The 23253-nt window shown below is 36.9% G+C and carries 22 protein-coding genes; 13 read left to right on the top strand and 9 right to left on the bottom strand.

Annotated features, from left to right (window positions below):
- Positions 1-81: 81 nt before the first annotated feature.
- Positions 82-2661 (bottom strand): bifunctional aconitate hydratase 2/2-methylisocitrate dehydratase, encoded by a 2580-nt coding sequence (gene acnB / locus OQH61_RS03070; RefSeq protein ID WP_266025807.1) that lies wholly within the window; start codon positions 2659-2661, stop codon positions 82-84.
- Positions 2662-2767: 106 nt separating this feature from the next.
- On the opposite strand from acnB, the gene OQH61_RS03065 reads away from it, so the two are divergent.
- Together OQH61_RS03065 and OQH61_RS03060 are read left to right on the top strand one after the other, a co-directional pair.
- Positions 2768-2992 (top strand): hypothetical protein, encoded by a 225-nt coding sequence (locus tag OQH61_RS03065; protein WP_266025806.1) that lies wholly within the window; start codon positions 2768-2770, stop codon positions 2990-2992.
- Positions 2993-3003: 11 nt separating this feature from the next.
- Entirely contained in the window at positions 3004-4428 is a 1425-nt protein-coding gene (locus tag OQH61_RS03060) for an aminotransferase class V-fold PLP-dependent enzyme (RefSeq protein WP_266025805.1), read from the top strand.
- Positions 4429-4565: 137 nt separating this feature from the next.
- On the opposite strand, the gene htpG is transcribed toward OQH61_RS03060, so the two are convergent.
- Positions 4566-6425, bottom strand: coding sequence for a molecular chaperone HtpG (gene htpG / locus OQH61_RS03055; protein ID WP_266025901.1), 1860 nt, complete (start codon positions 6423-6425; stop codon positions 4566-4568).
- Between the two features lie 222 nt (positions 6426-6647).
- On the opposite strand from htpG, the gene OQH61_RS03050 reads away from it, so the two are divergent.
- The 11 genes from OQH61_RS03050 (at position 6648) to OQH61_RS03000 (ending at position 16818) form a co-directional block, all read left to right on the top strand.
- Positions 6648-7541: a radical SAM/SPASM domain-containing protein gene (locus tag OQH61_RS03050; RefSeq protein WP_266025803.1), complete on the top strand. Its 894-nt coding sequence runs from the start codon at positions 6648-6650 to the stop codon at positions 7539-7541.
- A 74-nt stretch (positions 7542-7615) separates the two neighbouring features.
- Positions 7616-8755 carry an Opr family porin gene (locus tag OQH61_RS03045; RefSeq protein ID WP_266025802.1) on the top strand — a complete coding sequence of 380 codons (1140 nt, stop codon included), beginning with the start codon at positions 7616-7618 and terminating at the stop codon, positions 8753-8755.
- 19 nt (positions 8756-8774) lie between these two features.
- Positions 8775-10028: a hypothetical protein gene (locus OQH61_RS03040; protein ID WP_266025801.1), complete on the top strand. Its 1254-nt coding sequence runs from the start codon at positions 8775-8777 to the stop codon at positions 10026-10028.
- A gap of 154 nt (positions 10029-10182) precedes the next feature.
- Complete coding sequence (gene rpmE, locus OQH61_RS03035; RefSeq protein WP_011116583.1) at positions 10183-10386, top strand: 50S ribosomal protein L31; 204 nt, start codon at positions 10183-10185, stop codon at positions 10384-10386.
- Positions 10387-10390: 4 nt separating this feature from the next.
- Positions 10391-11251, top strand: a complete 861-nt coding sequence (gene rsmI, locus OQH61_RS03030; RefSeq protein ID WP_266025800.1) for a 16S rRNA (cytidine(1402)-2'-O)-methyltransferase — start codon at positions 10391-10393, stop codon at positions 11249-11251.
- 4 nt (positions 11252-11255) lie between these two features.
- Positions 11256-11945: a 23S rRNA (guanosine(2251)-2'-O)-methyltransferase RlmB gene (gene rlmB, locus OQH61_RS03025; RefSeq protein WP_266025799.1), complete on the top strand. Its 690-nt coding sequence runs from the start codon at positions 11256-11258 to the stop codon at positions 11943-11945.
- Positions 11932-13116 (top strand): hypothetical protein, encoded by a 1185-nt coding sequence (locus OQH61_RS03020; protein ID WP_266025798.1) that lies wholly within the window; start codon positions 11932-11934, stop codon positions 13114-13116. Before rlmB ends, OQH61_RS03020 begins: the two co-directional genes overlap by 14 nt.
- Entirely contained in the window at positions 13110-13919 is an 810-nt protein-coding gene (locus OQH61_RS03015; RefSeq protein WP_266025797.1) for a hypothetical protein, read from the top strand. Before OQH61_RS03020 ends, OQH61_RS03015 begins: the two co-directional genes overlap by 7 nt.
- 33 nt (positions 13920-13952) lie before the next feature.
- Positions 13953-15161: an LL-diaminopimelate aminotransferase gene (locus OQH61_RS03010; RefSeq protein ID WP_266025796.1), complete on the top strand. Its 1209-nt coding sequence runs from the start codon at positions 13953-13955 to the stop codon at positions 15159-15161.
- 9 nt (positions 15162-15170) lie between these two features.
- Positions 15171-16463 carry a homoserine dehydrogenase gene (locus tag OQH61_RS03005; protein WP_266025795.1) on the top strand — a complete coding sequence of 431 codons (1293 nt, stop codon included), beginning with the start codon at positions 15171-15173 and terminating at the stop codon, positions 16461-16463.
- Between the two features lie 13 nt (positions 16464-16476).
- Positions 16477-16818 carry a YraN family protein gene (locus OQH61_RS03000; RefSeq protein WP_266025900.1) on the top strand — a complete coding sequence of 114 codons (342 nt, stop codon included), beginning with the start codon at positions 16477-16479 and terminating at the stop codon, positions 16816-16818.
- A gap of 107 nt (positions 16819-16925) precedes the next feature.
- Here the strand turns inward: OQH61_RS03000 and OQH61_RS02995 are convergent, their stop codons facing one another.
- The 7 genes from OQH61_RS02995 to OQH61_RS02965 all read right to left on the bottom strand — a co-directional run bounded on the left by OQH61_RS02995 (position 16926) and on the right by OQH61_RS02965 (position 23251).
- The gene (locus OQH61_RS02995; protein WP_266025794.1) at positions 16926-17918 is read right to left on the bottom strand and encodes a hypothetical protein; all 993 of its coding nucleotides are present in this window, start codon (positions 17916-17918) and stop codon (positions 16926-16928) included.
- Complete coding sequence (locus OQH61_RS02990; RefSeq protein WP_266025793.1) at positions 17903-18241, bottom strand: hypothetical protein; 339 nt, start codon at positions 18239-18241, stop codon at positions 17903-17905. Before OQH61_RS02990 ends, OQH61_RS02995 begins: the two co-directional genes overlap by 16 nt.
- Before the next feature lie 130 nt (positions 18242-18371).
- Complete coding sequence (locus OQH61_RS02985) at positions 18372-18950, bottom strand: hypothetical protein (protein WP_266025792.1); 579 nt, start codon at positions 18948-18950, stop codon at positions 18372-18374.
- 23 nt (positions 18951-18973) lie between these two features.
- A complete protein-coding gene (locus tag OQH61_RS02980; protein ID WP_266025791.1) occupies positions 18974-21505 on the bottom strand; it encodes an RNA ligase in 2532 nt (843 codons plus the stop codon).
- Positions 21506-21526: 21 nt separating this feature from the next.
- Entirely contained in the window at positions 21527-21718 is a 192-nt protein-coding gene (locus OQH61_RS02975) for a DUF5408 family protein (RefSeq protein ID WP_266025790.1), read from the bottom strand.
- Positions 21715-22527, bottom strand: coding sequence for a metal ABC transporter permease (locus OQH61_RS02970; protein ID WP_266025789.1), 813 nt, complete (start codon positions 22525-22527; stop codon positions 21715-21717). Before OQH61_RS02970 ends, OQH61_RS02975 begins: the two co-directional genes overlap by 4 nt.
- The gene (locus OQH61_RS02965; RefSeq protein WP_266025788.1) at positions 22520-23251 is read right to left on the bottom strand and encodes a metal ABC transporter ATP-binding protein; all 732 of its coding nucleotides are present in this window, start codon (positions 23249-23251) and stop codon (positions 22520-22522) included. Before OQH61_RS02965 ends, OQH61_RS02970 begins: the two co-directional genes overlap by 8 nt.
- Positions 23252-23253 lie beyond the last annotated feature (2 nt).

Raw genomic sequence — 23253 nt, 5'->3', positions numbered from 1 at the left:
GAATTAAAATCCCTTTAAAAGCCTAAATTCGCTTATTGATAACATAATACTTTGAATCATAAAGTAGTGGCAAGCCCCGCCTTAGAGGGCGAAGTCTTGCATAAGGTGGAAGTTGAGATAAGTGTAGATATTGTTTTTCTTACTATCAATCTTTTTGGGAGCAATTTCAAGGTATTCCTGTGCGCTTGGAAGTCTTCCAAGCATTGCGCATACACCACCAAGTTCAGCACTTCCTAGATAAACTTGTGCTCCTTTGCCCATACGATTATCAAAATTACGTGTTGAAGTAGAAAAGACCACTGCATTATCACGCACACGCGCTTGATTTCCCATACATAGGCTACAACCGGGCGCTTCTAGTCTCGCACCTGCTGCACCAAAAAGTGAGAAATACCCTTCTTTGGTAAGTTGTTTTTCATCCATTTTTGTAGGAGGTGCTATCCAAATCTGTGTCTTGCTTTGCCCTTCATTTTTAACAATCTCGCCAAATGCCCTAAAGTGTCCAATATTTGTCATACAGCTTCCAATAAATACTTCATCAATATTTTTTGGACGTTTGGAATCAGCGTGAATCTCGCTCAAAGTTGCCACATCATCAGGGTCATTAGGACAAGCTAAAATCGGCTCTTTGATTTCAGCAAGGTCAATCTCAATAATGGCAGCATATTCAGCATCGCTGTCTGGTTCTAAAAGCACAGGGTTTGCAATCCATTCTTTCATTTTATCAGCTCTACGTTGTAATGTTTTTGCATCTTGGTAGCCTTGAGCAATCATAGATTCTATAAGTTTAATATTTGAGCTTAGATATTCAATAATGGGTTCTTTATTGAGGCGCACACTACAAGCGGCTGCACTTCTTTCGGCACTTGCATCACTAAGTTCAAAGGCTTGTTCAACCTTTAAATCTCCTAAACCTTCAATTTCAAGAATTCGCCCACTAAAGATATTCTTTTTACCTTTTTTCTCAACGGTTAAAAGTCCTTGCTTAATTGCATAATAAGGAATTGCATTCACCAAATCGCGTAAGGTTATGCCCGGATTAAGTTTGCCTTTGAATCTTACAAGCACAGATTCTGGCATATCAAGAGGCATAGAGCCAGTAACTGCTGCAAAAGCAATTAAGCCACTTCCTGCAGGGAAACTAATACCAATAGGGAATCTTGTATGAGAGTCGCCACCTGTGCCAACCGTATCAGGTAGGCACATACGATTAAGCCACGAATGAATGACGCCATCTTTTGGTCGTAGGGCTACACCACCACGTTCAGAAATAAAGTTTGGTAAAGTTGCGTGTAAGCTAACATCTGCTGGTTTTGGATATGCTGCAGTATGACAAAAGCTTTGTAGCACAAAATCTGCACCAAAACTTAATGCGGCAAGTTCTTTGATTTCATCACGTGTCATTGCACCTGTGGTATCTTGGCTACCAACGGTTGTTGTTTTTGGCTCACAATAGCTTCCCGGACGCACCCCTTCTACACCACAAGCGCGTCCTACCATTTTTTGTGCTAGAGTATAGCCTTTTGTGCTTGGAGTAGGTTGTTTAGCTTCTTTGAAAACATCACTTTTGCCAAGTTTAAGATATTCTCTTGCCTTAGCACTTAATCCTCTACCAATAATAAGGGGGATTCTACCGCCAGAGCGAATTTCATCGGTTAAGGTTATAGGATTTAAATTAAAAGTTGCTACGACTTTTCCATCTTTGATGATTTCTCCTTTGAGTGTATCAATTTCAATAATATCGCCATCTTTAAGTTCGCTTACATCGGCAACAATGGGAAGTGCGCCGCTATCTTCGCAAGTGTTAAAGAATATGGGAGCGATGACATTTCCTATAACAATACCACCACTTTTTTTATTGGGTACAAATGGAATCTCTTTACCAAAATGCCACATAATAGAGTTGCACGCAGATTTACGACTACTTCCTGTACCAACAACATCGCCCACATACGCTACAACAGCGTCATTTTGCGCAGCTTTATTCTTTGCAGATTCTATACGTTGCTCAAAGTTTTCAATTCGGCTCTTGAGCATAGCTTTAGCGTGTAGAGGAATATCGCTTCGTGTGAAAGCATCACCTGCTGGGCTTAAATCATCTGTATTTGTCTCACCATCAACTTTAAATACACATACTTTAATTTTTTCCTTTAAGCCTTCTTTGCTTTTAAACCATTCTGCTTCAGCCCAAGAGTGAATAATTTCTTGAGTAAGAGGTGTGTTAAGTGCAGCAATTTTTTCAAAATTATCATAGATTAAAAGTGTATGTTTGAGAGCATCAGCACAAGCTTTTGCAAGTGTATTATCATTAAGAGAAAGTCCCTCAATAAGTGGTGCTACATTATAACCTCCGAGCATTGTGCCTAGATAAGTTACAGCCTCATTTGGAGTAAATCCCCAATCTTGTTTGTTTTTTAGGAGTATTTCTCCCAAAAACGCCGCTTTTAGTTTTGCAGAAGCATCTACGCCCGGACTTACTCTATGGATAAGCAATTCTTTAGCAAATGCTTTTTGTTCAGAGCTTATACTTGTGTCCTTACACATATCAATAGCACTTTGTGTTTGCGATATATTAAGGGGTAAGGGTGGAATACCCTGCGCATTACGCTCACTTACGTGTGTTTTGTAGTCCTTAATGAATTGTTCAAACTCTTCCCTCATTGTGTTCTCCTTACTACTTAAATTTTGTTATAGAAACCAAAACCCTGTATAATGGTTTGCTCTTAAATATTGTATAATAAAAATCCTAAATAATAAGGAAAGTAAAGTGAAAGTTATCCAAAAGATTATCCCAAAACTTCCCATTTATATGTTTTTTTATTTTCAAACTTTTTTATATTTATGCTTGCAATGCTTTTATGACAATGTCTTTGCAAGTGTAGATAAGAGATTGCATTTGCTCTATACTTATATGCACAAAAAGATACATAAAGTAACAGCTTGTAGAAGTTCGCATAAAAATGCAAAAATACAATTTATACAATTTCTTTGAGAGGAAAAGCAATGGCTCTTTTGCACACGCATTCAAAGATTGCTAAACTTATTCATCATTTTTTTGCACCTTTGCTTGATAGCCGTTATGACAAACTTTCACAACTTCGTTCAAATACCATTTTAGATTCTAAACATTATTATTTTGATTTCACAGCCTCTGGATTGGCTTATAAAGCAATCAATAAGCGTATAGAATCTATTTTGCCCTATTATGCTAATACACATTCTCATATAGCTTCTAATGCTACCTTAATGAGCGAACTTTATGCAGAGGCAAAGGAAAGTATCGCTGATGCGCTTGGGTTGAGTAAGGATTTTGTGCTTATTGCTGGAGGAAGTGGAGCAAGTTTTGGGATTAAAAAATTTCAAGAAATTATGGGGATTTATGTGCCTCCACGCAGTTTGTCGCATTTGCAACATTTAAACACAAATCTTTTTTTACCAAAGCCTACTTTTCTTCAGCAACTTAAAGATTATGACAAGCATACACGCACTCTTTGTTTGCCTCAAGTGATTATTAGTGGGTTTGAGCATCATTCTAATGAAATGAGTTATCGTGAAGGGCTTTGCCATCTACACAAAATTACCTTTAATAAAGAGGGATTGCCTGATATAAAGCATTTAGAAAAGATTTTAAAAAATATCAAAAAAGAAAATACGCACAGCGAAATTATAGCTTCTTTGAGTGTGGCATCTAATGTTACAGGGATTCTCACACCGCTAGAATCTTGTATTGGGTTACTTAGAGATTATAGGGCTATTATCTCGCTTGATATGGCAAGTTCATCACCTTATATGCAGGTAGATTCCACAAATTTTGATGCAGCATTTCTATCACCCCACAAGCTTTTAGGAGGTGTGGGAGCGTGTGGAATTTTGGCAATAAGAAAGTCTTTGCTTAACACAGATCTTCCTCCAACTTTTGCAGGTGGGGGCGTGATTCAATATGCTAATGATACGACACATTGTTTTATTGATGATATAGCCTTGCGTGAAGAGGCAGGCACTCCACCTATTTTAGGCTTGCTCTATGGCGCATTAGCTTATAAATTGCGCAATGAAGTTGGGTTAGAATGGATTAGGTGTAGAGAGAAGATTCTCACCCAAGCCTTTTTATATGAGCTTGAAAAAATACCTGCCATAAGTATTTATGGGGATTTATCGGCAGAGAGATTAGGTATAGTGAGTTTTAATATCGGCTCAATTTCACCCCTTGATTTATGCGCGCTTTTGAGTAAGAAATTTGGCATACAAACAAGAGCAGGGTGTAGTTGTGCGGGTCCTTATGGGCATTATCTTATACCTGATGGTAGTTATGAAAAAAAACCAATGTGGCTGCGAGTAAGTATCCACTATACACATACTATAAGAGATATAGAATATCTCATTGATTCCATTAAAACTTGTGTGAAAATATTAAGAGGCTCATTTTAGATTCTATGAGTTAAGCCTCAAATTAAGGTTGTTTTAGTCTTGAAACAAATCTTATTTATTCCTTTACTTTCATTTGAGTAACCCTCTTGCCTTATATTGTATTAATGTTTTATGAATGAGTTTTTAAGCTCAAAGCCTTAGAGGCTTTGGAGTAAAAGGGCATTCAGTTGTGTATTGAAGTCTTTAGCATTGTTAAGTGTGCTACCTTCAAGGATAAGGGCAGCCCCAAAAAGCAGTAATGCACTTTGTTTGATTTTGTCTTCTTGCGCGTTTTTGAGTTTTTCAAAAAGAGGATGTGTGATATTAAGTTGGAGTGCGGGTTTAGTTTCTGGCACTTTTTGCCCCATTTGTGCCATAAGATTTGCCATCATTGGATTAGCATCTTCTTTGATGAGTGTAAGTGGTGCATCACCAAGGCTTGAGAGTTTTATTTCAGCGATTTGGTCTCCTAGAGCATCTTGAAAGCTTTTTATGAGTGGCTCGTAAGCTTTTTGCGTTGCTTCATCAATCGCCTCCTCTCCCAATTCTTCTAGTGCCTCTTTGGAATTAATACTTTTAAGTGGCACTTTGTCATATTCGCCCACCATTGGCATTACTACCGCGTCAATTTCATCGCTTAAAAGCAACACATCAAAACCTTTTTGTGCGAATTTTTCAAGTAAAGGTGCATTTTTAAGTGCGTCTTTGTTTTCACCAAGCATATAATAAATGCTTTTTTGCTCACTTCCCATAGATTCTTTATAAGTTTTAAGCGAGATATGCTCTGACTTAAAGCTATCAAATCGTAATAATTCCAAAATCTTTTCTTTATTTTCATAATCGCTATATAAGCCCTCTTTAAGCACTTTACCAAATTGTTCATAAAAGGCTTTATAGTCTTCCTCATTTTTAGCAATATTTGCAATTTCGCTTAGAATTTTCTTTGTTGAGGCAGATTTGATATTGGCGAGAATCTTATTTTGCTGGAGGATTTCGCGACTGACATTAAGCGGTAAATCCTCGCTATCAATGACACCTCGTATAAAGCGCAAATATGGAGGTAGAAGTTCTTTATCATCATCGGTAATGAATACGCGCTTGACATAGAGTTTCACGCCTGATTGATAATCTACGCGGAAAAGGTCAAATGGAGCTTTTTGAGGGATATAAAAGAGTGTGGTATATTCTAAATTACCTTCAACTTTGGTATGAATCCAACGCATAGGTTCATTATTATCGTGGGAGAGCGTAGTGTAAAATTCTTTATAATCTGTATCCTTTAGCTCTGCTTTGGGGATTTTCCATAGAGCTTTAGCTGTATTAACTTGAGATTGTTTATTTTCTTTTGTTTCTTTTTTATTTTCGCCCTCACCCTCAAATTTTGATTCTGTGAATGCAAGATAAATAGGAAATGCAATATGTTCAGAATATTTATGAATAATACTCTCAATCTCCCATCGTGAAGCAAAATGAGCATCTTCATCGCGTAGATAAAGTGTGATTTGTGTGCCTTGAGATTCTTTCACACATTCGCCTACTTCATATTCACCTTTGCCCTCGCTCACCCACGCATAAGCTTTTTCCTCTCCTGCTTTTTTACTTTGCACCACAACACGATGAGCAACCATAAAGGCTGAATAAAAGCCCACACCAAATTGCCCAATAAGTGCAGAATCTTTCTTTTTGTCTCCACTTAGCTGTGAGAGAAAGCTTTTTGTGCCAGATTTGGCAATAATACCAAGATGTTCTTTCATATCACTTTCATTCATACCTACCCCATTATCCTCTATGGTAATGGTTTTTTTTTCCTCATCAAAAGAAATATCAATACGGGGCTCAAAAGAAAGGGATTTCAGATTCTCTTGTGTAAGCGTGAGATATGAGAGTTTATCAAGTGCATCAGATGCGTTACTGATGAGTTCTCGTAAAAAAATTTCTTTGTGAGAATACAAAGAATGTATCATTAAGTCTAAAAGTTGCGTAATTTCGGTTTCAAACTGGTGTTTTGTTGCCATAATGTCTCCTTAAAAATAATAAATAGAAAAACAATCATAACAAAAAAAGATTAAAATTTTATAAAGTTGATATAAATGGAATAAACTTTAATGAGTGTATATATATAAAAAAAATTGTGGTTTTACCTATAATATTCTATTGAGTGAGTTGAATTGAGCCTATTCTTTATATGGAATAAGTGAGAAAATAATATAATGTTATTTTATGATAAAGGTATATTATTAATGAAGTTGTTTGAAAAAGTTTATATTGAGCTAAGTGATTATTGTGCTCTCTCGTGTGGATTCTGTCCGAGCCATACGCTTTCCAAGAGGCGTGGAATAATGGATTTGGCACTTTTTGAATCTATATGTGCGCAGATTGAAGGTAAAACGCGAAGAGTGTGTTTGCATTTACTCGGCGACCCTTTAAGTGTGCAACATTTTGAAATGTATGTCAAAATACTTAAAAACTATCATCTCAAGGTGGATTTGGTAACCACAGGGTTATTTTTGCGTAAAAAACATTTTGAGCTGCTTACACAAGAGCCATTTGTGCAGGTTTCATTTTCATTAAGTGCATTTTTAGCAAATCCTCATCAACTCAAAAAGGCACATTTAAGGCGTATTTTAGATTTTTGTGCCTTTAATATACATCTTCAATCGCCTATTTTTGTGAATTTGCGATTCCATAGTAATGACATTTCACATCAAGAAAAATATTTTGTGCAAATGCTTAGTGAGATTGGAGCATATTTTGACCTTTCTGATATTACCTTGGGGCAAGAGCGTGTAAAACTTGGCAAAAAAGTATTTTTGAATCCCACGCATTCTTTTGATTGGGAGATTCAAAAAGATACATTTGCGCCACTTGCCACACTAGATAATACAAGCAGCCAATACTCCGCAAAACCATTGTGTTATGGAGCGCAAAAGCAAATTGGCATTTTAAGCAATGGGGAACTTGTGCCTTGTTGCATAGATTATAATGCGCAGGCGAGTTTTGGGAATCTCAAAGAACAGAGTTTGGTAGATATATTGGATTCTCAAGCATTTGTAGAGTTTGCACTGAGTTTGCAAAAAGGGCATATACCTTGTGAGCTATGCCGAAAATGTGGATACAGATTAATTTTGCAATAAAATGGAATTATTTTTGCTAGAAGCCCTTGAAGTTAGATTCTAAAAGGAATTAGAAGAGGCACTAAAGGGATTTTATGAAAAAAATAATAGCGATTATTGCGTGTTTGCTTGCTTTAAGCGAAATTGCAAATGCAAATAATCTAGCACATTTACTTCTCACAGGACGTCCAAGCGGACATATGGGTTTGTATTATCAATATATGACAGGGGGAGCACCTAGTTTTATTGATGCAAATGTTTCGCTTGCTTATCAAACGCAACGTTTTCGGGGTATAGGATTTGGCGGTTCTATGTGGGCTACAACAAAGCTTTTTCAAGTGCATAATGGGGATTTTTCAAAAGTAAAAGAGAATTATGTTCTTACAGAAGCCTATGCAAGTTTTGTGAATCCAAATCGCATAAGTATGTATGCGGGACGATTTAAAACTGATAGTGAGTGGATTAAGCATTATACACAAGGCGCAGCAGTAACTTATGAAGATATAGAAAATGTAAAATTTGATTTTATTTGGGCTTGGAGAAATGCCTATGTTACAGACTATCGTATGGATAGATTCAGGAATCCTTTTGGTGATATGGGGGCAATGTATTTTGGGGCAACAATTACTTTGCCAGAATCTCCATTACAAATTACCCCCTATATATACACTGCGCCGGGTGATTTTACCTCATTTGCCTTAAAAGTGCTTGTTGCAGTGCCTGCTGGTAATGCTACGCTTTATGGAAAGATGCACTTTTTATCTTTTGTGAGCAAAGATAAAACTAGGGTTATTGATACTCAAACTGCAGATGGTGATGGTGGTTTTGTATGGTTAGAGGGGGGAGCAAAATGGCTTGGGCTAAACACAGGAGGAGGGGTGATTTCAGTACATCAAAATGGTGCAAGAGGGATAGATTCTTTTGGACAGAGTAGCTATTTTGAACGAAGAGAAGGATTGTTTTATAATAATGCGACAACTTTGTATGCATTCGCAGAATATGATTTTAAGCAATATATGCAGCTTGATGGAGCAATTCGCCATACAACTATTGGTTCTAAAAATATTTTTAATTGGGAAGTGGGTCTTACTTCTCAACCTCAAAATAACATCAAGTTAGGAGCTAAGATTATAGGTATGATAAATAATGCCGATTTTACGCTGGATAATTCAATTTTTGCCGCTGATGGCGAGAATTATCTGCTTACTCGCGTTTTTGCACGAGTAAGTTTTTAATCTATTTAAGGAGAAAATAATGAACAAATATTATATATCTTTTGCTGTGGTAACAGCTATGGCAATAAGTGCAAATGCAGTAGAAGTCAATCCCTTTGGGCATTTGGGTGCTTTTTATCATCAAGGATTCGGTGGTTTGGGCATACAAAACAAAGATGGAAAAGAAGTGCAAAGAGCTTATGCAAATATAAGTGCAAGAGCAGGACTTGATATTGGGCTTAGCTCAAGTTTAAGTATTGGAATTGGTGCTTGGGGTGGTTATCCGGCTTATAGTACAGGTGTTGATGGTGCAGTAGGTGATATTGCATTCCCCAAAAATGGTGATGTATCTGATGCGTATTTGCGTTATGATGGTGGAAGATTAAGTTTTGCACTTGGACGTTTTGATATGGGTGAATTTTATCTTGGTAAAGATGGTAAAAATTATACAGGTGTAGATTGGATTTATGGTAATGTGCAAGGTGCTGCACTTAATATTGATGGTGGTGCAGTAAGTTTGTGGGCATATTGGAGAAACTCTCAACTTGGTGCAGGACAAGCTTACAATAGAATGGGTTATGAGCTTTCAAGCTTTGATACTTATCAACATCAAAAAGCCAATATGGGCGAGCTTTTTAGTGGCGGAATAGATATTGATTTTGGTGCGCTCAAAGTTTCTCCTTTTGTTTCATATTTAACAGACGAAAATACAAAAGTAGCTCAAAGAGACATTTTAAATGCTGGTGGAAAAGCTCTGCTTGATGTTGGTAGTGGTGCTTTAAGGTCATTTACTACATTGCGCGCAGTGTGGGGCATTGATAATATTGCAGGTAGCGCTTCAAGTGCAAGCGGACTTACATTATGGGTTGATGAAGAAGTGAGAATCAGTGATATTTTCAAAATTGGTCTTGGCTATATTAATCAAGGCAAAAATAATAACCTTCTTAACTATGGAGATAGGGCGAGATTCTATGGTTATCGTGGTGGTATGAGTGGAGCAGGTGTAGGAAATTTCCTTGGCTATGGCGATACTTATTATGTATTTGGTGGAGTAGAGACTCGGCGTGCGGCTATTGATTTGCTCTATGCCGGTGGTGATTATGAGGAAATTTCTGCGATTGGTTCGGTTAAAATCTGGCAAGGAAACGATAAAATGCATCTTAGCCTTGGAGCTGGATATGTCGGCACAGGTAAAGTAGATGCTAATAGCACACTTGGCAATTTTATCGGCAATGTTACTAATGGCGATAAATGGCAGCATTCAGCCCTTGCGTTTGCAAAATTTGGATTCTAATCCCTGAGTATTGTATTTAAGAATCCATAGGGGGCATTTGCTCTTTATGGATTCTTTCTTCGCTTCAAATTTATTCATTAAAGCAGGAATTAAAGCAGAGTTTGATAGAATCGCATTTTTATGCGCAAAAAATCTTAGCTGAAAAGGACATTTTATGAAAAAAGGTATCCACCCTGAATATATACCCTGCAAAGTAACTTGTGTAACAAGCGGCAAACAACTTGAAGTTTTAAGCACTAAAAGTGAGCTTCGTATTGATATTTCAAGCTTTTGCCACCCTTTTTATACAGGAAGCGATAAAATCACAGATATTACCGGACGCGTTGAAAAATTCCGACAAAAATATAATATGAAATAATCCTGTGCTCATACTTGTGCCAACTCCCATAGGGAATCTTGAAGATATTACTCTACGGGCATTGGAGGCGTTTAAACAAGCCGATATTATTTTATGCGAAGATACACGAGTTGCAAAAAAACTCTTAGAACTCCTTATCTCTCGTTCCTTGCTTCAAATACCCACTGATAAGGATTGCTCATCTTTTATAGAATCTAAGCAATTTAAATCTTTTCACTCTCATAACCAAAATGAATTTATAGATTCTTTACAAAAAGAAATGTTTGAATCTTGTGTGCTTTATTTGAGTGATGCAGGCACACCTTGTATTAGCGACCCGGGCGCAAAGCTTGTCTCTTATGCAATTGCACATAATATTGATTTTGATGTGTTGCCCGGAGCTTGTGCGCTTAATGTGGCATTTTGTGGGAGTGGTATAGAATCCACGCCTTTTGTATTTGCAGGATTTTTGCCACATAAAAAGACACAGAGGCATTCCAAACTGATACAGCTCTCTCATTTAGATTTGGGAGATTCTTATAGTGTTATTTGCTATGAAAGCCCCCATAGAATCTTAGAGACATTGCACGATATTGCCTTGCTTCTACCTCATACGCGCATTGTTGTGCAAAAAGAACTTACCAAACTTCATCAACAGAGATATTATGGCAATGCACAAGAAGTAATTGCTATGCTTAAAGATGTTGCAATGCGGGGCGAATGGGTAATTATATTTGATTTTAGCCACCCTCATATAAAACAAGAAAAAACTTTGAGCTATGCAGATATTTTTACGCTTGATATTCCACCTAAAATAAAGGCTAAAATCTTAAGCAAAATAAGCGGGCAAAGTATCAAACAATGCTATGAAAATATTTTAAGGTGAGCAAGTGATTATTTATGGAAAACAACCGATTTTTTATGCTTTAAATACCTGTGCAGAGTGTATTGAGGAAATATATCTTGCTAAAGAATTACCAAAGGATAAGTTTAAGCAACTTGCACGATTGGATAAACCTATAAAACGCGTGGATATGAAAAAGGCACAATCTCTCGCACACGGCGGAAATCATCAAGGTATTTTAGCTTCTATCACGCCACCAAGTCCGCTGAGTTTCAATGAGCTCAAAAGCAAAGATTCTCTCCTTGTACTTTGTAATATCACTGATGTTGGGAATATCGGCTCAATTTTTCGCACTGCTTATGCTTTGGGTGTGGGAGGGGTGGTAATTTGTTTATCACATCTCAACCAAAAAGCCATAGAAAGCATAGCTCGCCTTTCAAGTGGTGCTTTTTTGCATATGCCCTATGGTGTTTTTCCACATATCTTTGATATAATAAACGAGTTAAAAAATGCAGATTTTATGCTCATAGGTGCAGATATGCAAGGGCAGGAGAGTTGCAGTGTGAAAAAGAAATGGGTTTTATTTTTAGGGAGTGAATCTGAAGGTTTATCAGCGCGATTGAAGCACAAACTTGATACAATCCTCTCTATAAAAATGGAGCATCATTTTGATTCTCTCAATGTGGCTGTGGCTGCAGGAATTTTAATAGATAGGATAAACAATGCAAGGGAATAATAATAATATAAATACCACATTTCTTGATGAGGAACTTGCCAAATTAAAGGCTATTGGATTAAAAGAAATTAGCAAAAATACGAAGCTTGCAAGCTCAAAAATTGAAGATGTGCTTGAAAAACGTTTTGATAAGATTGATAGAGTCCGAGCAAAAGGTTTCATTGCAATCTTAGAGCGTGAATATGGTGTGGATTTGCGAGATTGGGTTACTTTACAACAACAAACGCAAAAAGAAGATATTAAAAGTGTTTCACAAGTTATTAGTAAGCAAGATGAAGAGCAACGCACTCAAAAATTGCTAGATTTAGTTGAAAAAGAAAACAAAGAGGAAGAAGAGAAGAAGCAAGAACAAAAAAAATATGAAAATCGTGTGCTTGATTTAGCACTTAAAACTAAGCCTACTACTAAATCCGACAATGAATCTTATACTTGGCTTTATGTTATTTTAGTGCTCATACTTCTTGCATTTATGGGATATTTTGCATATAAAGCATTTATGCAAGATTATCAGAATATGCCTTCACAAGCAACATATTCTAGTTCTAGCAAAGATTCTCATTCTAGCAGTGAGGGTGATGGGGTCTATGATGGTATGTTTTTTGATACTACAAAACCTCTTGAACAAACAGAATCTGGCACACAACCCGCCCAGCAATCTTTGCAAGAAGAAGCTTCAAATAAACAAGATATGCACGAATTGCAATCTCAAGATGTAGTTCAGCCACAAGTAGAGCAAGATTCCAATCAAATACACGAACAAACGAGCGAAAATAATCACCCAGAGCAAAATTTCTTTTTTACTTCACAAAGCACACAGCAAAACATAACGCAACAAAATGCAGAAAATAACGAAAATAATGTAAGCACATCGGCACAATTTTCAAACAATGATAATATTTTGCATATTCGGGCTGATAACGATTTATGGTTAGGTATAATTAATCTTGAGACAGGGAGCAAAGAGCAATTTGCTTATAAAAAAGAATATGATATTAAACTTAATCATAAAATGCTTTTTGTTATGGGGCATAGTGGCTTTACGCTCACACTTAATGGCAAGGATATTTCTCACGGAGCTAAACACCCTGTGAGAATGTATTATGATGGTGCAAATTTGAATGATGTAGGTTATACACGCTTTAAACAACTCAATGGCGGTTTGGAATGGTAAGATGGTTATTCATCGTAAGTTTGGCTGTTTGTGCGTGGGCTGACGCATTTGATGAGAAAATACAAAACTTAATGGGTGAGCAAAATTATCAGCTCAATGCACATTTTATAAACAGAATCTTTGCAAACAAAAATATGTATTACACAAGCGGACGCCTTGATATTGCTAAGATTGTTTATGCGCTTAAGAATAATGGTTTGCTTTCTTCGCGTTTTGGACAGCCAAGTGAAGTGAGGCTCAATTTTAGTGCGCGTACCAGCCCTATTTTACTTACAAAAATTGGCAATAATATTCTTACAACAATGGGCTATTCATATTTTGTTATTAGCAAAGCCGAGTTGAGTAATGGATTATCAAGCATACAATTTTCTTTTAATACCGAACATAGCCCAGATATGGGAATTATTATTGATGAGTTGGGAAGACGCGGTTTTATTTGCCTTGATATTAATCGTGTAAATGCGCAAAGTTGGGAGTATGTGCTTGAGGTCAATGAGCCGCGATTGCCCAATACAAAATTCCTTGCAAAGTCTGCAACATTGAATTTGCGCGAAGCTTCTGGAGAGTATTGGCTAGATGTGAATACGGCAGGGGATTTATATATCCAAGCTATTGACTTTCCTAAATGGAATCCAAGAGTGGTGCTTTATGATAAGAATCTTGGCATAGTGGATATGGTGAGCAATGTAGGCTCAAATGCTTCACTTAAAGTGAAGATTCCTCAAGGCGTAAAGTTTGTGATGATTACGGATTATGATAGTTCAGAAAGTCTTAAAGGTGGCATTTCTGCGAATCTCCGATAGAATCAATATATGAAATAACACAGAGGAGAGAATATGTTTGATGAAATTGAATTTGATAAAATAAAACGTTTGCCAAAATATGTTTTTGCTGCTATTAACGAGATTAAATTAGAAATGCGGCGCAATAATGAAGATGTGATTGATTTTTCTATGGGCAATCCTGATGGAAAAACACCAGAGCATATTATTCAAAAGCTTTGTGAAGCAGCACAAAAAGGTAAAAACCAAGGATATTCTGTCAGTCGCGGCATTTATAAATTGCGTTTGGCAATTTGTAAATGGTATAAGCGTACATATGGAGCAGAGCTAGATCCAGAGACTGAAGCGTGTGTAACAATGGGGAGTAAAGAGGGCTATGTGCATCTTGTGCAAGCTATTGCAAATCCCGGAGATAATGCAATCGTAGCCGAACCAGCTTATCCTATACATTATTATGCTTTTATTCTTAATGGCGCAAATGTTTCAACTTTTGGCTTAAAGTGGAATGAGCAAATGGAACTTGATGTAGAGGATTTTTTTATAAACATCAAACGTGTATTGAGAGAAGTGATGCCGCGTCCGAAATTTGTCGTAGTCAATTTTCCGCACAATCCCACAACTATTGTTGTATATAGGGAGTTTTATGAGCGTTTAGTGGCTTTTGCTAAACAAGAGAGATTCTATATTATTTCTGATATTGCTTATGCAGAGTTATGTTTTGATGGCTTTAAAACGCCAAGTATTCTTGAAATAGAGGGCGCTAAAGATGTGGCGGTGGAAAGTTATACTTTGAGCAAAACTTACAATATGGCAGGTTGGCGTGTAGGCTTTGTGGTGGGAAATAAAAAAATTATCCAAGCGTTGCAAAAGATTAAAAGCTGGATTGATTATGGCATTTATACACCCTTGCAGATTGCTGCTACCATTGCGCTTGATGGTGATCAATCTTGCGTGGAAGAGATTAAATCTCAATATGAAAAGCGTATGGAAGTATTGATTAAAAGCTTTGGTGAGGCAGGTTGGGTAATGCAAAAGCCTAAGGCGAGTATGTTTATTTGGGCAAAGTTACCCTCTTGTGTGGGAGATATGGGAAGTTTGGAGTTTTCAAAGAGATTGCTCCAAGAAGCAAAAATCGCTGTAAGTCCGGGTGTAGGATTTGGTGAATATGGTGAGGGCTATGTAAGAATCGCATTGATTGAGAATGAAAAGCGCATTCGTCAAGCCGCACGGAATCTTAAAGCATTTTTGAAACAATTTCAATAAGAGGTTTGTATGTCAAAACTTGTGGTGGGTATGGTTGGCTTTGGTGTCGTAGGAAGCAGCGTTTTGAAGGCACTTTTGGCAAATAAAAATATTATTAGTGCAAGGGCTGGAAAAGAGATTGAGATTAAGCATATCATAGTGCGCGATGAGGTAAAGGCTCACTCAAAGTTAAAAGAGTTTAATGCCTCCGTAAAAGTAAGCACTGATGTCAATGATATTTTACAAGATGAAGAGATTGAAGTTATTGTTGAACTTATGGGTGGCGTGGAGATTGCCTATGAGATTGCTCAAAAAGCGTTAAAAGCAAAAAAAGCCTTTGTTACTGCAAATAAAGCAATGCTTGCCTATCATCGTTGTGATATAGCACCGCTTGCAAATGGTGTCCCTGTGGGTTTTGAGGCGAGTGTGTGTGGTGGCATACCTATTATTCGTGTTTTAAAAGAGGGTTTGAGTGCGAATCATATTCTTGCTATTCGCGGGATACTTAATGGCACGAGTAATTATATTCTTACCCAAATGCAGCAGTATAATCAAGATTTTCACGCTGCACTTACTCAAGCACAGAATCTCGGCTATGCAGAGGCTGACCCAACGCTTGATATAAGTGGTGGTGATGCGGGACATAAGTTACTTATTCTTGCTTCTTTGGCGTATGGGATTAATGCACTGCCAGAGGAGATTCTCATAGAGGGCATAGAGGGCATTATGCCTGATGATATAGAGTTTGCGAATGAATTTGGTTATGTGATTAAACTTCTTGGTATTGCCAAAAAGCAAGGCAATGAAGTAGAGTTGCGTGTGCATCCGAGTATGATTCCTAAAGGTGCAATGTTAAGCAAGGTAGATAATGTAATGAATGGCATTAGCGTGATTGGGGATTATGTAGGGGAGAGTATGTATTATGGAGCAGGAGCAGGAGGTGATGCGACTGCAAGCTCTGTGGTGAGCGATCTTATTGCCATTGCACGAGGGGAAAGTGCTGCAATGCTTGGATTTAGCCAGCAGCTTGAAGGTAATGAGCATTTAAAGCTTAAGAGCATTGATGAGATTTACTCGCATTATTACATAAGGCTATATGTGTGCGATAAGCCGGGCGTATTGGGGCAAGTATCGCAGATTCTAGGGCAGCATAATATTTCTATCGGTGCGTTTTTGCAAAAAGAGACAAATGATAAAAATATCGCCAAAATGCTACTTTCTACACATCATTGCTATGAGAGGGATATTAACGCCGCACTCTTAGAACTAGAGAGATTAGATTCTATCTCGCAAAAGCCCTATAAAATGCGTATTGAATCTTAAAGTAGGGTAAAGAATAAAGCAAATGAATAGCAGACATAAAGGCAAACAAGCGGAGGATTTTGCCTGTGTATTTTTGCGCAAATGTGGTTTTGAGATTGTAGAGCGTAATTTTTTTGCTCGTTATGGCGAGATTGACATTGTTGCTTCAAAAGATAATATCTTGCATTTTGTTGAAGTTAAAAGTGGCGAGGGCTTTGAGCCAATTTATAATATTACGCCAAGCAAGATAAAAAAGCTCACAAAAGCGATTGGATTCTATTTGCTCGCACATAAGATTACCCAAGCTTACTGCCTTGATGCGTTGATTATCAAAAATAATGAATGCGAACTTATTGAGAATATTACTTTATGTTGAGCGCGTGAGAGCTATTCATTTTCTTTAGGATACTTTGGATTTGTGATACTAAAATAAGACCTTGTCTTTGCTGTTTTTGTATTTCTCTTTTAAAATCTTGCGGATTTTTAAAAGCCTTCACACTGAGAACTTGCCTGACTCTCGTGGATTACTCCATAGATTGCTTTACTTGTATCTTTTGCTTCTGGTGGGATATAAGCTACTTTTAGCCATTTGCGATTGGTAGGGTCTTGCCCGAGAGATAATAATATTCCTTGATTTTTAAGCTCATTTCCTCGTGTATCACAATTATTTAACATCGTATCTTTTTGTATTGCTTGCAGTATCTTACCATTTGGAGATTGGCGTAGATTGATGTAGGGGTCGTTGGAGGCATACAACAAAATATTATCACTTAAACCTATAGATTCTATAAGTTCTCTTTTATTTGGATATTTGAAGATTATATTACCCAACAATGAAATATCCTCCACATTGCCAAAAAAGTTCCATTCATCGCCATCGTGAGTAGTGATATTCAACTCTTTAAGTATGCCATTTGCCCTAACTCCGATAATTGCTAAAGGTTTAGATTTTGATATATTAAATAATTTTTGCAATTCTTGGTTGTTAAACTTTGTTATATTTATGTAGGCACTTTCTGGTATAAGCGATTCTTGAGTAGAATACAGCTTATTTTTAGGAACAAGTCCAGATTTATAATATACTTTATCAAAAAACAAAACCCATTCTTTATGGATTCCGCTCCAATCTGTCCTTATGGAGTATTGCAAAATTCCATTGACTTCTAAATTGCCCTCAAAGCGGTTATGGGTATGTCCTTGTGGTGTTTCTTTGTTTTGCAAAAGTGCTTGTGTGTCTTTGGTATGTTTAAGTGGTGTAGCATTTTTTGGCAAAGGAGTGTTTTGCTGCAGCTCTTTGAAGTAAAGATTTTTGGCATTAATTTGTATTGTATTATGACCATAAATCAAAGGTTTTTCTTTCGTCTCATCTTCTGGAGTAATATTGAATGCGTGAGCATACGATAGTGATAACACTAAAAGATATATAATGCTCTTTTGCATATAAAGCTTATGGTGTGGCATTATAGTCCTATCCATTTGATATTCCTTCGCTCACAAGATTCTAGCTTTTTTGCTAGGCTTTTATCAAATCTTAATGGTATTTCTAAGGTGCTATCTTGTAGTTTTTGTATTTGTCTATCATATTCTACAAAACCTATTGTTCCTGTGCCTTGAAATCCATCACTACTAGAATCTTGCCAATCAAAAAATAATCTCACAAGGATTGTATGCTTATCCCAAGTATCAAATTCAAATGAGGTATGCTCCTTCACCCATTCTATACTTTTATCTCCACGCCAAGATTTAAAATTAAAATCACTGCTTTTGACAAGATTGACAAAAACCTTTACGCATTGCAAATTGGTAAGATTTTCGTCAAAATATACTTGTGTTGTTTTGGCTTCTTGCGTGTATCCTAGGCTTATGAATAAAACAAAAAATATAAATAGTTTTTCATTCGCTACCTCCTTTATTTGATAGGTGAGACTTTCACAACCTATTTACCCTTTCTAGAATCTTTTGCATTTTTGGCTGATTATTATATTTTTCTTGCAAGATTTTGTAAGTTTGCGGGAGTGGCTTACAATATTGCTCTATTTTTTTATCAAGCTCTTTTTCTCTCGCTTTGTCATATCCATATTCACCACGAAAATAATTGCACTCACAAGCATTTTGTATGTATGTTTGCATATCTTGTGGATAAAGCATTTTGGATTCTATAATGCCTTGCACATTTGTATCTATTTGTTTTAAAGATATATCATAACTTCCATAAGTGCAAATTTTCTCTCCATTTTCAAAAGCTTCTAGGCTGATTTTCACCTCTTTTGTATTTTCCCACTGCACCTTGAGAGTTTTATAACCATAGATTTCACTTTCCTCATCATTAAGTGTTTGTGTGATATTTTCCATAGTCTTAATACTTTGTGGAAGATAATAGCCCTCTGAAAAACCAATTTTCATTTGCCTATAAGCTTGCGTGATATTTATATCTGTAAAAGTCTTTTCTTCTTCTATTTGCGCAAATAGACTATAACAACAAAATAGAATAATGAATATGTAACGCATTGTCTCCCCTTTTATAGAATTGATTAAAATCCAGCCAAAGAGCGCAAGAAAGTCTCACGCAAAGCAATAAGAGAGGTAGATTCTATACTCTCAAAGCCATTTTGCTCTATATATTGGCATAGCCATTGTATAAATTTTTCCTCAAGCTCGTAATACACACTATCTCCGTGCCATTTTTTACCTTTGCTTTTAGGCAGTTCCCGAGTGCGCACACATTGTTCAATTATTTCACGCACAGCTTTCCAAGCACGATAATACGCCCCTTTATATTTAAACATAAATCCTGCATTATCCTCAAATACATAACCCTCAATAAAGCCATTTTCCCGCTTTCCTTGAGAAAATAGAGACAGGGTTTCATCTCTTTGGAGAAACTCACTCACTTCTTCCCAGCAATGAAGCGTAGCTTTATACTCTTTGCACACAAAGCCAAATTTTTCCCCGAGTGCGCAGAGTTCATCAAAAGGCAGTTTTGCATAATCAAGTGTGTTATAAATCGCATCAAGCAAAATGACTTGTGGCTTTTCATAAGCAATGATATGTGGGTCATCTTGTGGGTGTATTATTTCAAATATAAGGCTAAGATTGCGCGTTTTAAGCTCCTCATAAAGTTGAGATTCTCTCTCACACATAGAATCTTGCAAATCTTGTGCCTCGCCCTGCAAAGTTTGCTCAATAAGATTTCGTGCTATATCCGCAAAAGGGCTTGTAGGGTCGGATTTTGATGTGATAAAAAGTTTGGATTCTGGCTTTAGAGAATCATTGGCACTTTTAGCACTCACAATGCCTAAGAAACCATTTTCTTTGATAAATACATTCACAGGATATTGCAGGGTTGCCTTTAAGCCCTCATCATTATATGGCTCTCGCTCTTTATAATTAAAAAATTTATCATAGGCTCTTGCGCAAATACGAAAATTATATGTATCAATAAATAAACCTCTAGCCTTGCAAGTAAGGCTATTCCATTGTTTAGAGAAAAAAGCTTCTTTAGTGAAGTTAAAGCTTGAAATGTGCCCAAATGCCTTTTCTTTAATAAGCGCACTTGCACGAAGTTTTTGCAAAAGCGAAAAGATTGAGCGTGATTGGTGCAAAATATTTAGCTCTTGTGAGCAGTGTTTATTTTGCATATAGATTTGCGTAAAGTTATCTTTTGAGGTATGCATACCCATAAGCGAATTGCGCATATAAAGTTGAGAGTGAGTGCGCAGAGTTTTTATAGCATTAAAAGGAGGCAAGGAGGTTTTTGTCAATACCACTGCGCGCAATGCACCGCCAAATTCCACACCACCCTCAAGTGCAAAATTTCGCTCATATACGCGTATAGAGTGTTTTTCTCTGTTTCTGTGTCCAAAAACTTGGTAAGTATCTTTAGTCGTGCTAAGAGTAAAACTTTTTGCGCATCCTTGCATATCTTCATAACCGCCACTACCATAAATCAGTTGCTTTGTGCTTACAAGCAAGAGATTAGGTGGCAAGGTTGGAAGCCCTCCGTGTGTGCATAAGACTATCTTATTGTCATAAGTATATAAGCAACATTGACGCAGTTTGGAATAAAGTCTATGTGCATCTTTGCTTCCTATGCCGCCTTGTTCTAAATCTTTTTTGGTAAATGTGCTAAATTCATTTGTGCCCAGCTCCTCTTTTCCCCATTTATAGAGCCAACGCTCGTGATTACCCTCAAGCAGACATACATTTGGTAAATCCATAATGCCTAATAAAAATCGCACAACTTGTGCATTTTGCACACCTCTATCAATATAATCGCCTAAGAAAATATAATAGTTTTGGGGATTTAGGAATAAAGCACATATTTGAGGAGTAAATTGCGACTGCTCCAAGATGTGCAGTGCGTCTTGGAGTGAGTGTGGCAAAGAATGAATAGAGATAAGATAGTTTAAAAGTGCATCAAAGCAGCCGTGAATATCGCCTATATGATGGATTTGAGTATAGACATTGAGATTAATAGGATTAAAATGTAGCATACTTTGGCAAGTTTTATCTTGCGGAGGTGCAATTTCATCAGATTTAAGGACAAGATAACGTGAGGGTAGGGATTGAAGTAGAGAATCTTGCAGAGTGGCATACATAGATTCTAAAATATTGCTAGGCACAGATTTATAACCCCTATGAGCATTGCGTTGCAAAGCTACTTCTAAGGGAATATGGCTAAAATCTACCACTATTAAGCGATAGCGATAAGTATTGGCAAGTGCCTCATAAGCACGCAAAGCTTTATGGCTTGTATGAGTGGCATCAATAATCGTAAAATCCCCTTGTTTAAGGCGCATTTCAAGGAGAGTAAAAAGTATTTTCCACACTTGTTTATCATTTTGTTGGTTAATCCCTATCAATGTGAGAGAATCAAGTGTGTGTGATTGTGCAATATCTGTGGATTCTGAAAATAATATTTTGCTTTTGGGTAAAAGGACAGGCGAGCTTGCCATAAGGCGCAAAGAATCTGGACTTAATGTATATTGCTCTAAGCCCATATTTGCAATCCAAGTGCTTTTCCCACTCGCAGGAATACCTCTCATAAGAACCAAAATGCGCATTTATGCCCTTTATGAATAAGCCTAAGGCATTTGTCTCTGTATGCCTACTTTTTCTTGTAGCACCTTGATTTCTTTACTCATCGCTGCTGTGGCACTGATTTGATTAATCAATATGTAAATATTAATAAGACTTAAAAGCAAAGTGATAAATACACAGAGCAAAGCGATTTTTATAGCTCTTTTTGCGATTTTTTGCGATTCTTCTTCTCTCATAGAATCCTCCTTGTAATTTTGTTTATTATCACAGCAGCAAACATACCAAGTGCAAGAAGCACAACAATGCACGCTCCTATGCTTATATTGCACCAATAGGCAATAAAAAATCCAGCCCACATAAAAATGAGTGAAAGCAACCACGAGGTTATCATCATCATTTTAAGCGAATGGCAAAAGAGATTGGCAATGTATGCAGGAATTGAAAGAATAGCTAATACCAAAATCAGCCCTGCAACACTCATTGAAATGACAACTCCTAGAGCTATAAGCACAAATATGATACTTGTCCAAACTCGCACATTCATACCTCTAAGCGTGCAAAACTCACTATCATAAAATAAACTGAGAATCTCATAATAATAGAGTATAACAAATGCGATGATAATTATATCAAAAATTGCCATAGCGAGCATTTCTTTTTGGCTTACTGCAAGGAGTGAGCCAAAAAGATAGCTTGAAATATCATTATTGTATCCGGGCGTCAAATCAATAAGAATCACACCTATTGCCATACCAAATGCCCAGCTAGCACCCACATATGCATCAAGTCGTTGTCTTTGGTATAAAAACGCATAGGCAAGAAAAAGTGCCATAACTACGCTAAAGAGCATTGCGCCAAGCATTGTGCTAAATCCACAAAAAAGTGCCAATCCTACACCCCCAAAAGCACTATGAGCTACACCTCCAGCAACAAAGACATTTTTATTTGCCACAATCATTGAGCCAATGATACCGCTGCAAATACTGACTAAAAATGACACAAAAAGCGCAATCCATACGAATTGATATGAAAATAAATCATTCATTGTGTTTTCCTTGTGAAGAGTGGGCAAAATATGTAAGAATATCTACTTCGCAAATATGCTCTTTCAAATCAAAATTGAGTTTTGGAATCTGATGAGCTAGGGCATATTTATTGATATAAAGCACTTCTTTTGCATAGCCAAGTGTAACAGAAATATCGTGGCTTATTACAAGAATGCTTAGGCTTTTATTAAGTGTTGCAAGAAGTTGGTAAATATCCTCTTGCGCCTTGACATCAACATTTGCTGTTGGTTCATCAAGGATAAGGAGTTGAGGTTTATTTACAATGGCACGCGCAATCAAAACTTTTTGCCGCTCGCCACCAGAGAGGCTATGAAGAGGTTTTTTTGCAAGGTGGGCGATATGAAGTTTTTCCATTATATCGGCTATATCTTGTATTTTTTTTGGTTTAAATCCCCAGATTTTAGGTTGAAATAAGCCCATTGCAACGACATCATACACACAGATAGGAAAATCCATATTAAAATGCGTAATTTGTGGCACATATCCAATATGTTTTATACTCATATTGTGAGCAAATTGAATCTTGCCGCTTTGAGGCTTTAAAAGTCCAAGTATAAGCTTTATAAAAGTTGTTTTACCTCCACCATTTGGTCCAATAATTGCCCAAAAATCTTTCTCTTGCAGCTTAAAAGAAACATTTTCAAGCACATTATGCTCTCCATAAGCAAAATAGAGTTCCTTAATATCCACAAGTGGTGTCATAG

Source organism: Helicobacter sp. MIT 21-1697, from assembly GCF_026241255.1.
GTDB lineage: Bacteria > Campylobacterota > Campylobacteria > Campylobacterales > Helicobacteraceae > Helicobacter_C.
The sequence above is the reverse complement of the archived record's forward strand: the minus strand, read 5'-3'. Positions and strand labels throughout refer to the sequence as shown.

Bases quoted from the DNA above. Each gene is read 5' to 3' on its own strand.
- OQH61_RS03045 (WP_266025802.1), top strand. From the start codon at position 7,616: ATGAAAAAAATAATAGCGATTATTGCGTGTTTGCTTGCTTTAAGCGAA.
- OQH61_RS03015 (WP_266025797.1), top strand. From the start codon at position 13,110: ATGGTAAGATGGTTATTCATCGTAAGTTTGGCTGTTTGTGCGTGGGCT.
- OQH61_RS03010 (WP_266025796.1), top strand. From the start codon at position 13,953: ATGTTTGATGAAATTGAATTTGATAAAATAAAACGTTTGCCAAAATAT.
- OQH61_RS03020 (WP_266025798.1), top strand. From the start codon at position 11,932: ATGCAAGGGAATAATAATAATATAAATACCACATTTCTTGATGAGGAA.
- OQH61_RS02980 (WP_266025791.1), bottom strand. From the start codon at position 21,505: ATGCGCATTTTGGTTCTTATGAGAGGTATTCCTGCGAGTGGGAAAAGC.
- OQH61_RS02975 (WP_266025790.1), bottom strand. From the start codon at position 21,718: ATGAGAGAAGAAGAATCGCAAAAAATCGCAAAAAGAGCTATAAAAATC.
- acnB (WP_266025807.1), bottom strand. From the start codon at position 2,661: ATGAGGGAAGAGTTTGAACAATTCATTAAGGACTACAAAACACACGTA.
- rpmE (WP_011116583.1), top strand. From the start codon at position 10,183: ATGAAAAAAGGTATCCACCCTGAATATATACCCTGCAAAGTAACTTGT.
- OQH61_RS03050 (WP_266025803.1), top strand. From the start codon at position 6,648: ATGAAGTTGTTTGAAAAAGTTTATATTGAGCTAAGTGATTATTGTGCT.
- OQH61_RS02970 (WP_266025789.1), bottom strand. From the start codon at position 22,527: ATGAATGATTTATTTTCATATCAATTCGTATGGATTGCGCTTTTTGTG.
- OQH61_RS02985 (WP_266025792.1), bottom strand. From the start codon at position 18,950: ATGCGTTACATATTCATTATTCTATTTTGTTGTTATAGTCTATTTGCG.
- OQH61_RS02965 (WP_266025788.1), bottom strand. From the start codon at position 23,251: ATGACACCACTTGTGGATATTAAGGAACTCTATTTTGCTTATGGAGAG.
- OQH61_RS02995 (WP_266025794.1), bottom strand. From the start codon at position 17,918: ATGGATAGGACTATAATGCCACACCATAAGCTTTATATGCAAAAGAGC.
- OQH61_RS03005 (WP_266025795.1), top strand. From the start codon at position 15,171: ATGTCAAAACTTGTGGTGGGTATGGTTGGCTTTGGTGTCGTAGGAAGC.
- OQH61_RS03040 (WP_266025801.1), top strand. From the start codon at position 8,775: ATGAACAAATATTATATATCTTTTGCTGTGGTAACAGCTATGGCAATA.
- OQH61_RS03060 (WP_266025805.1), top strand. From the start codon at position 3,004: ATGGCTCTTTTGCACACGCATTCAAAGATTGCTAAACTTATTCATCAT.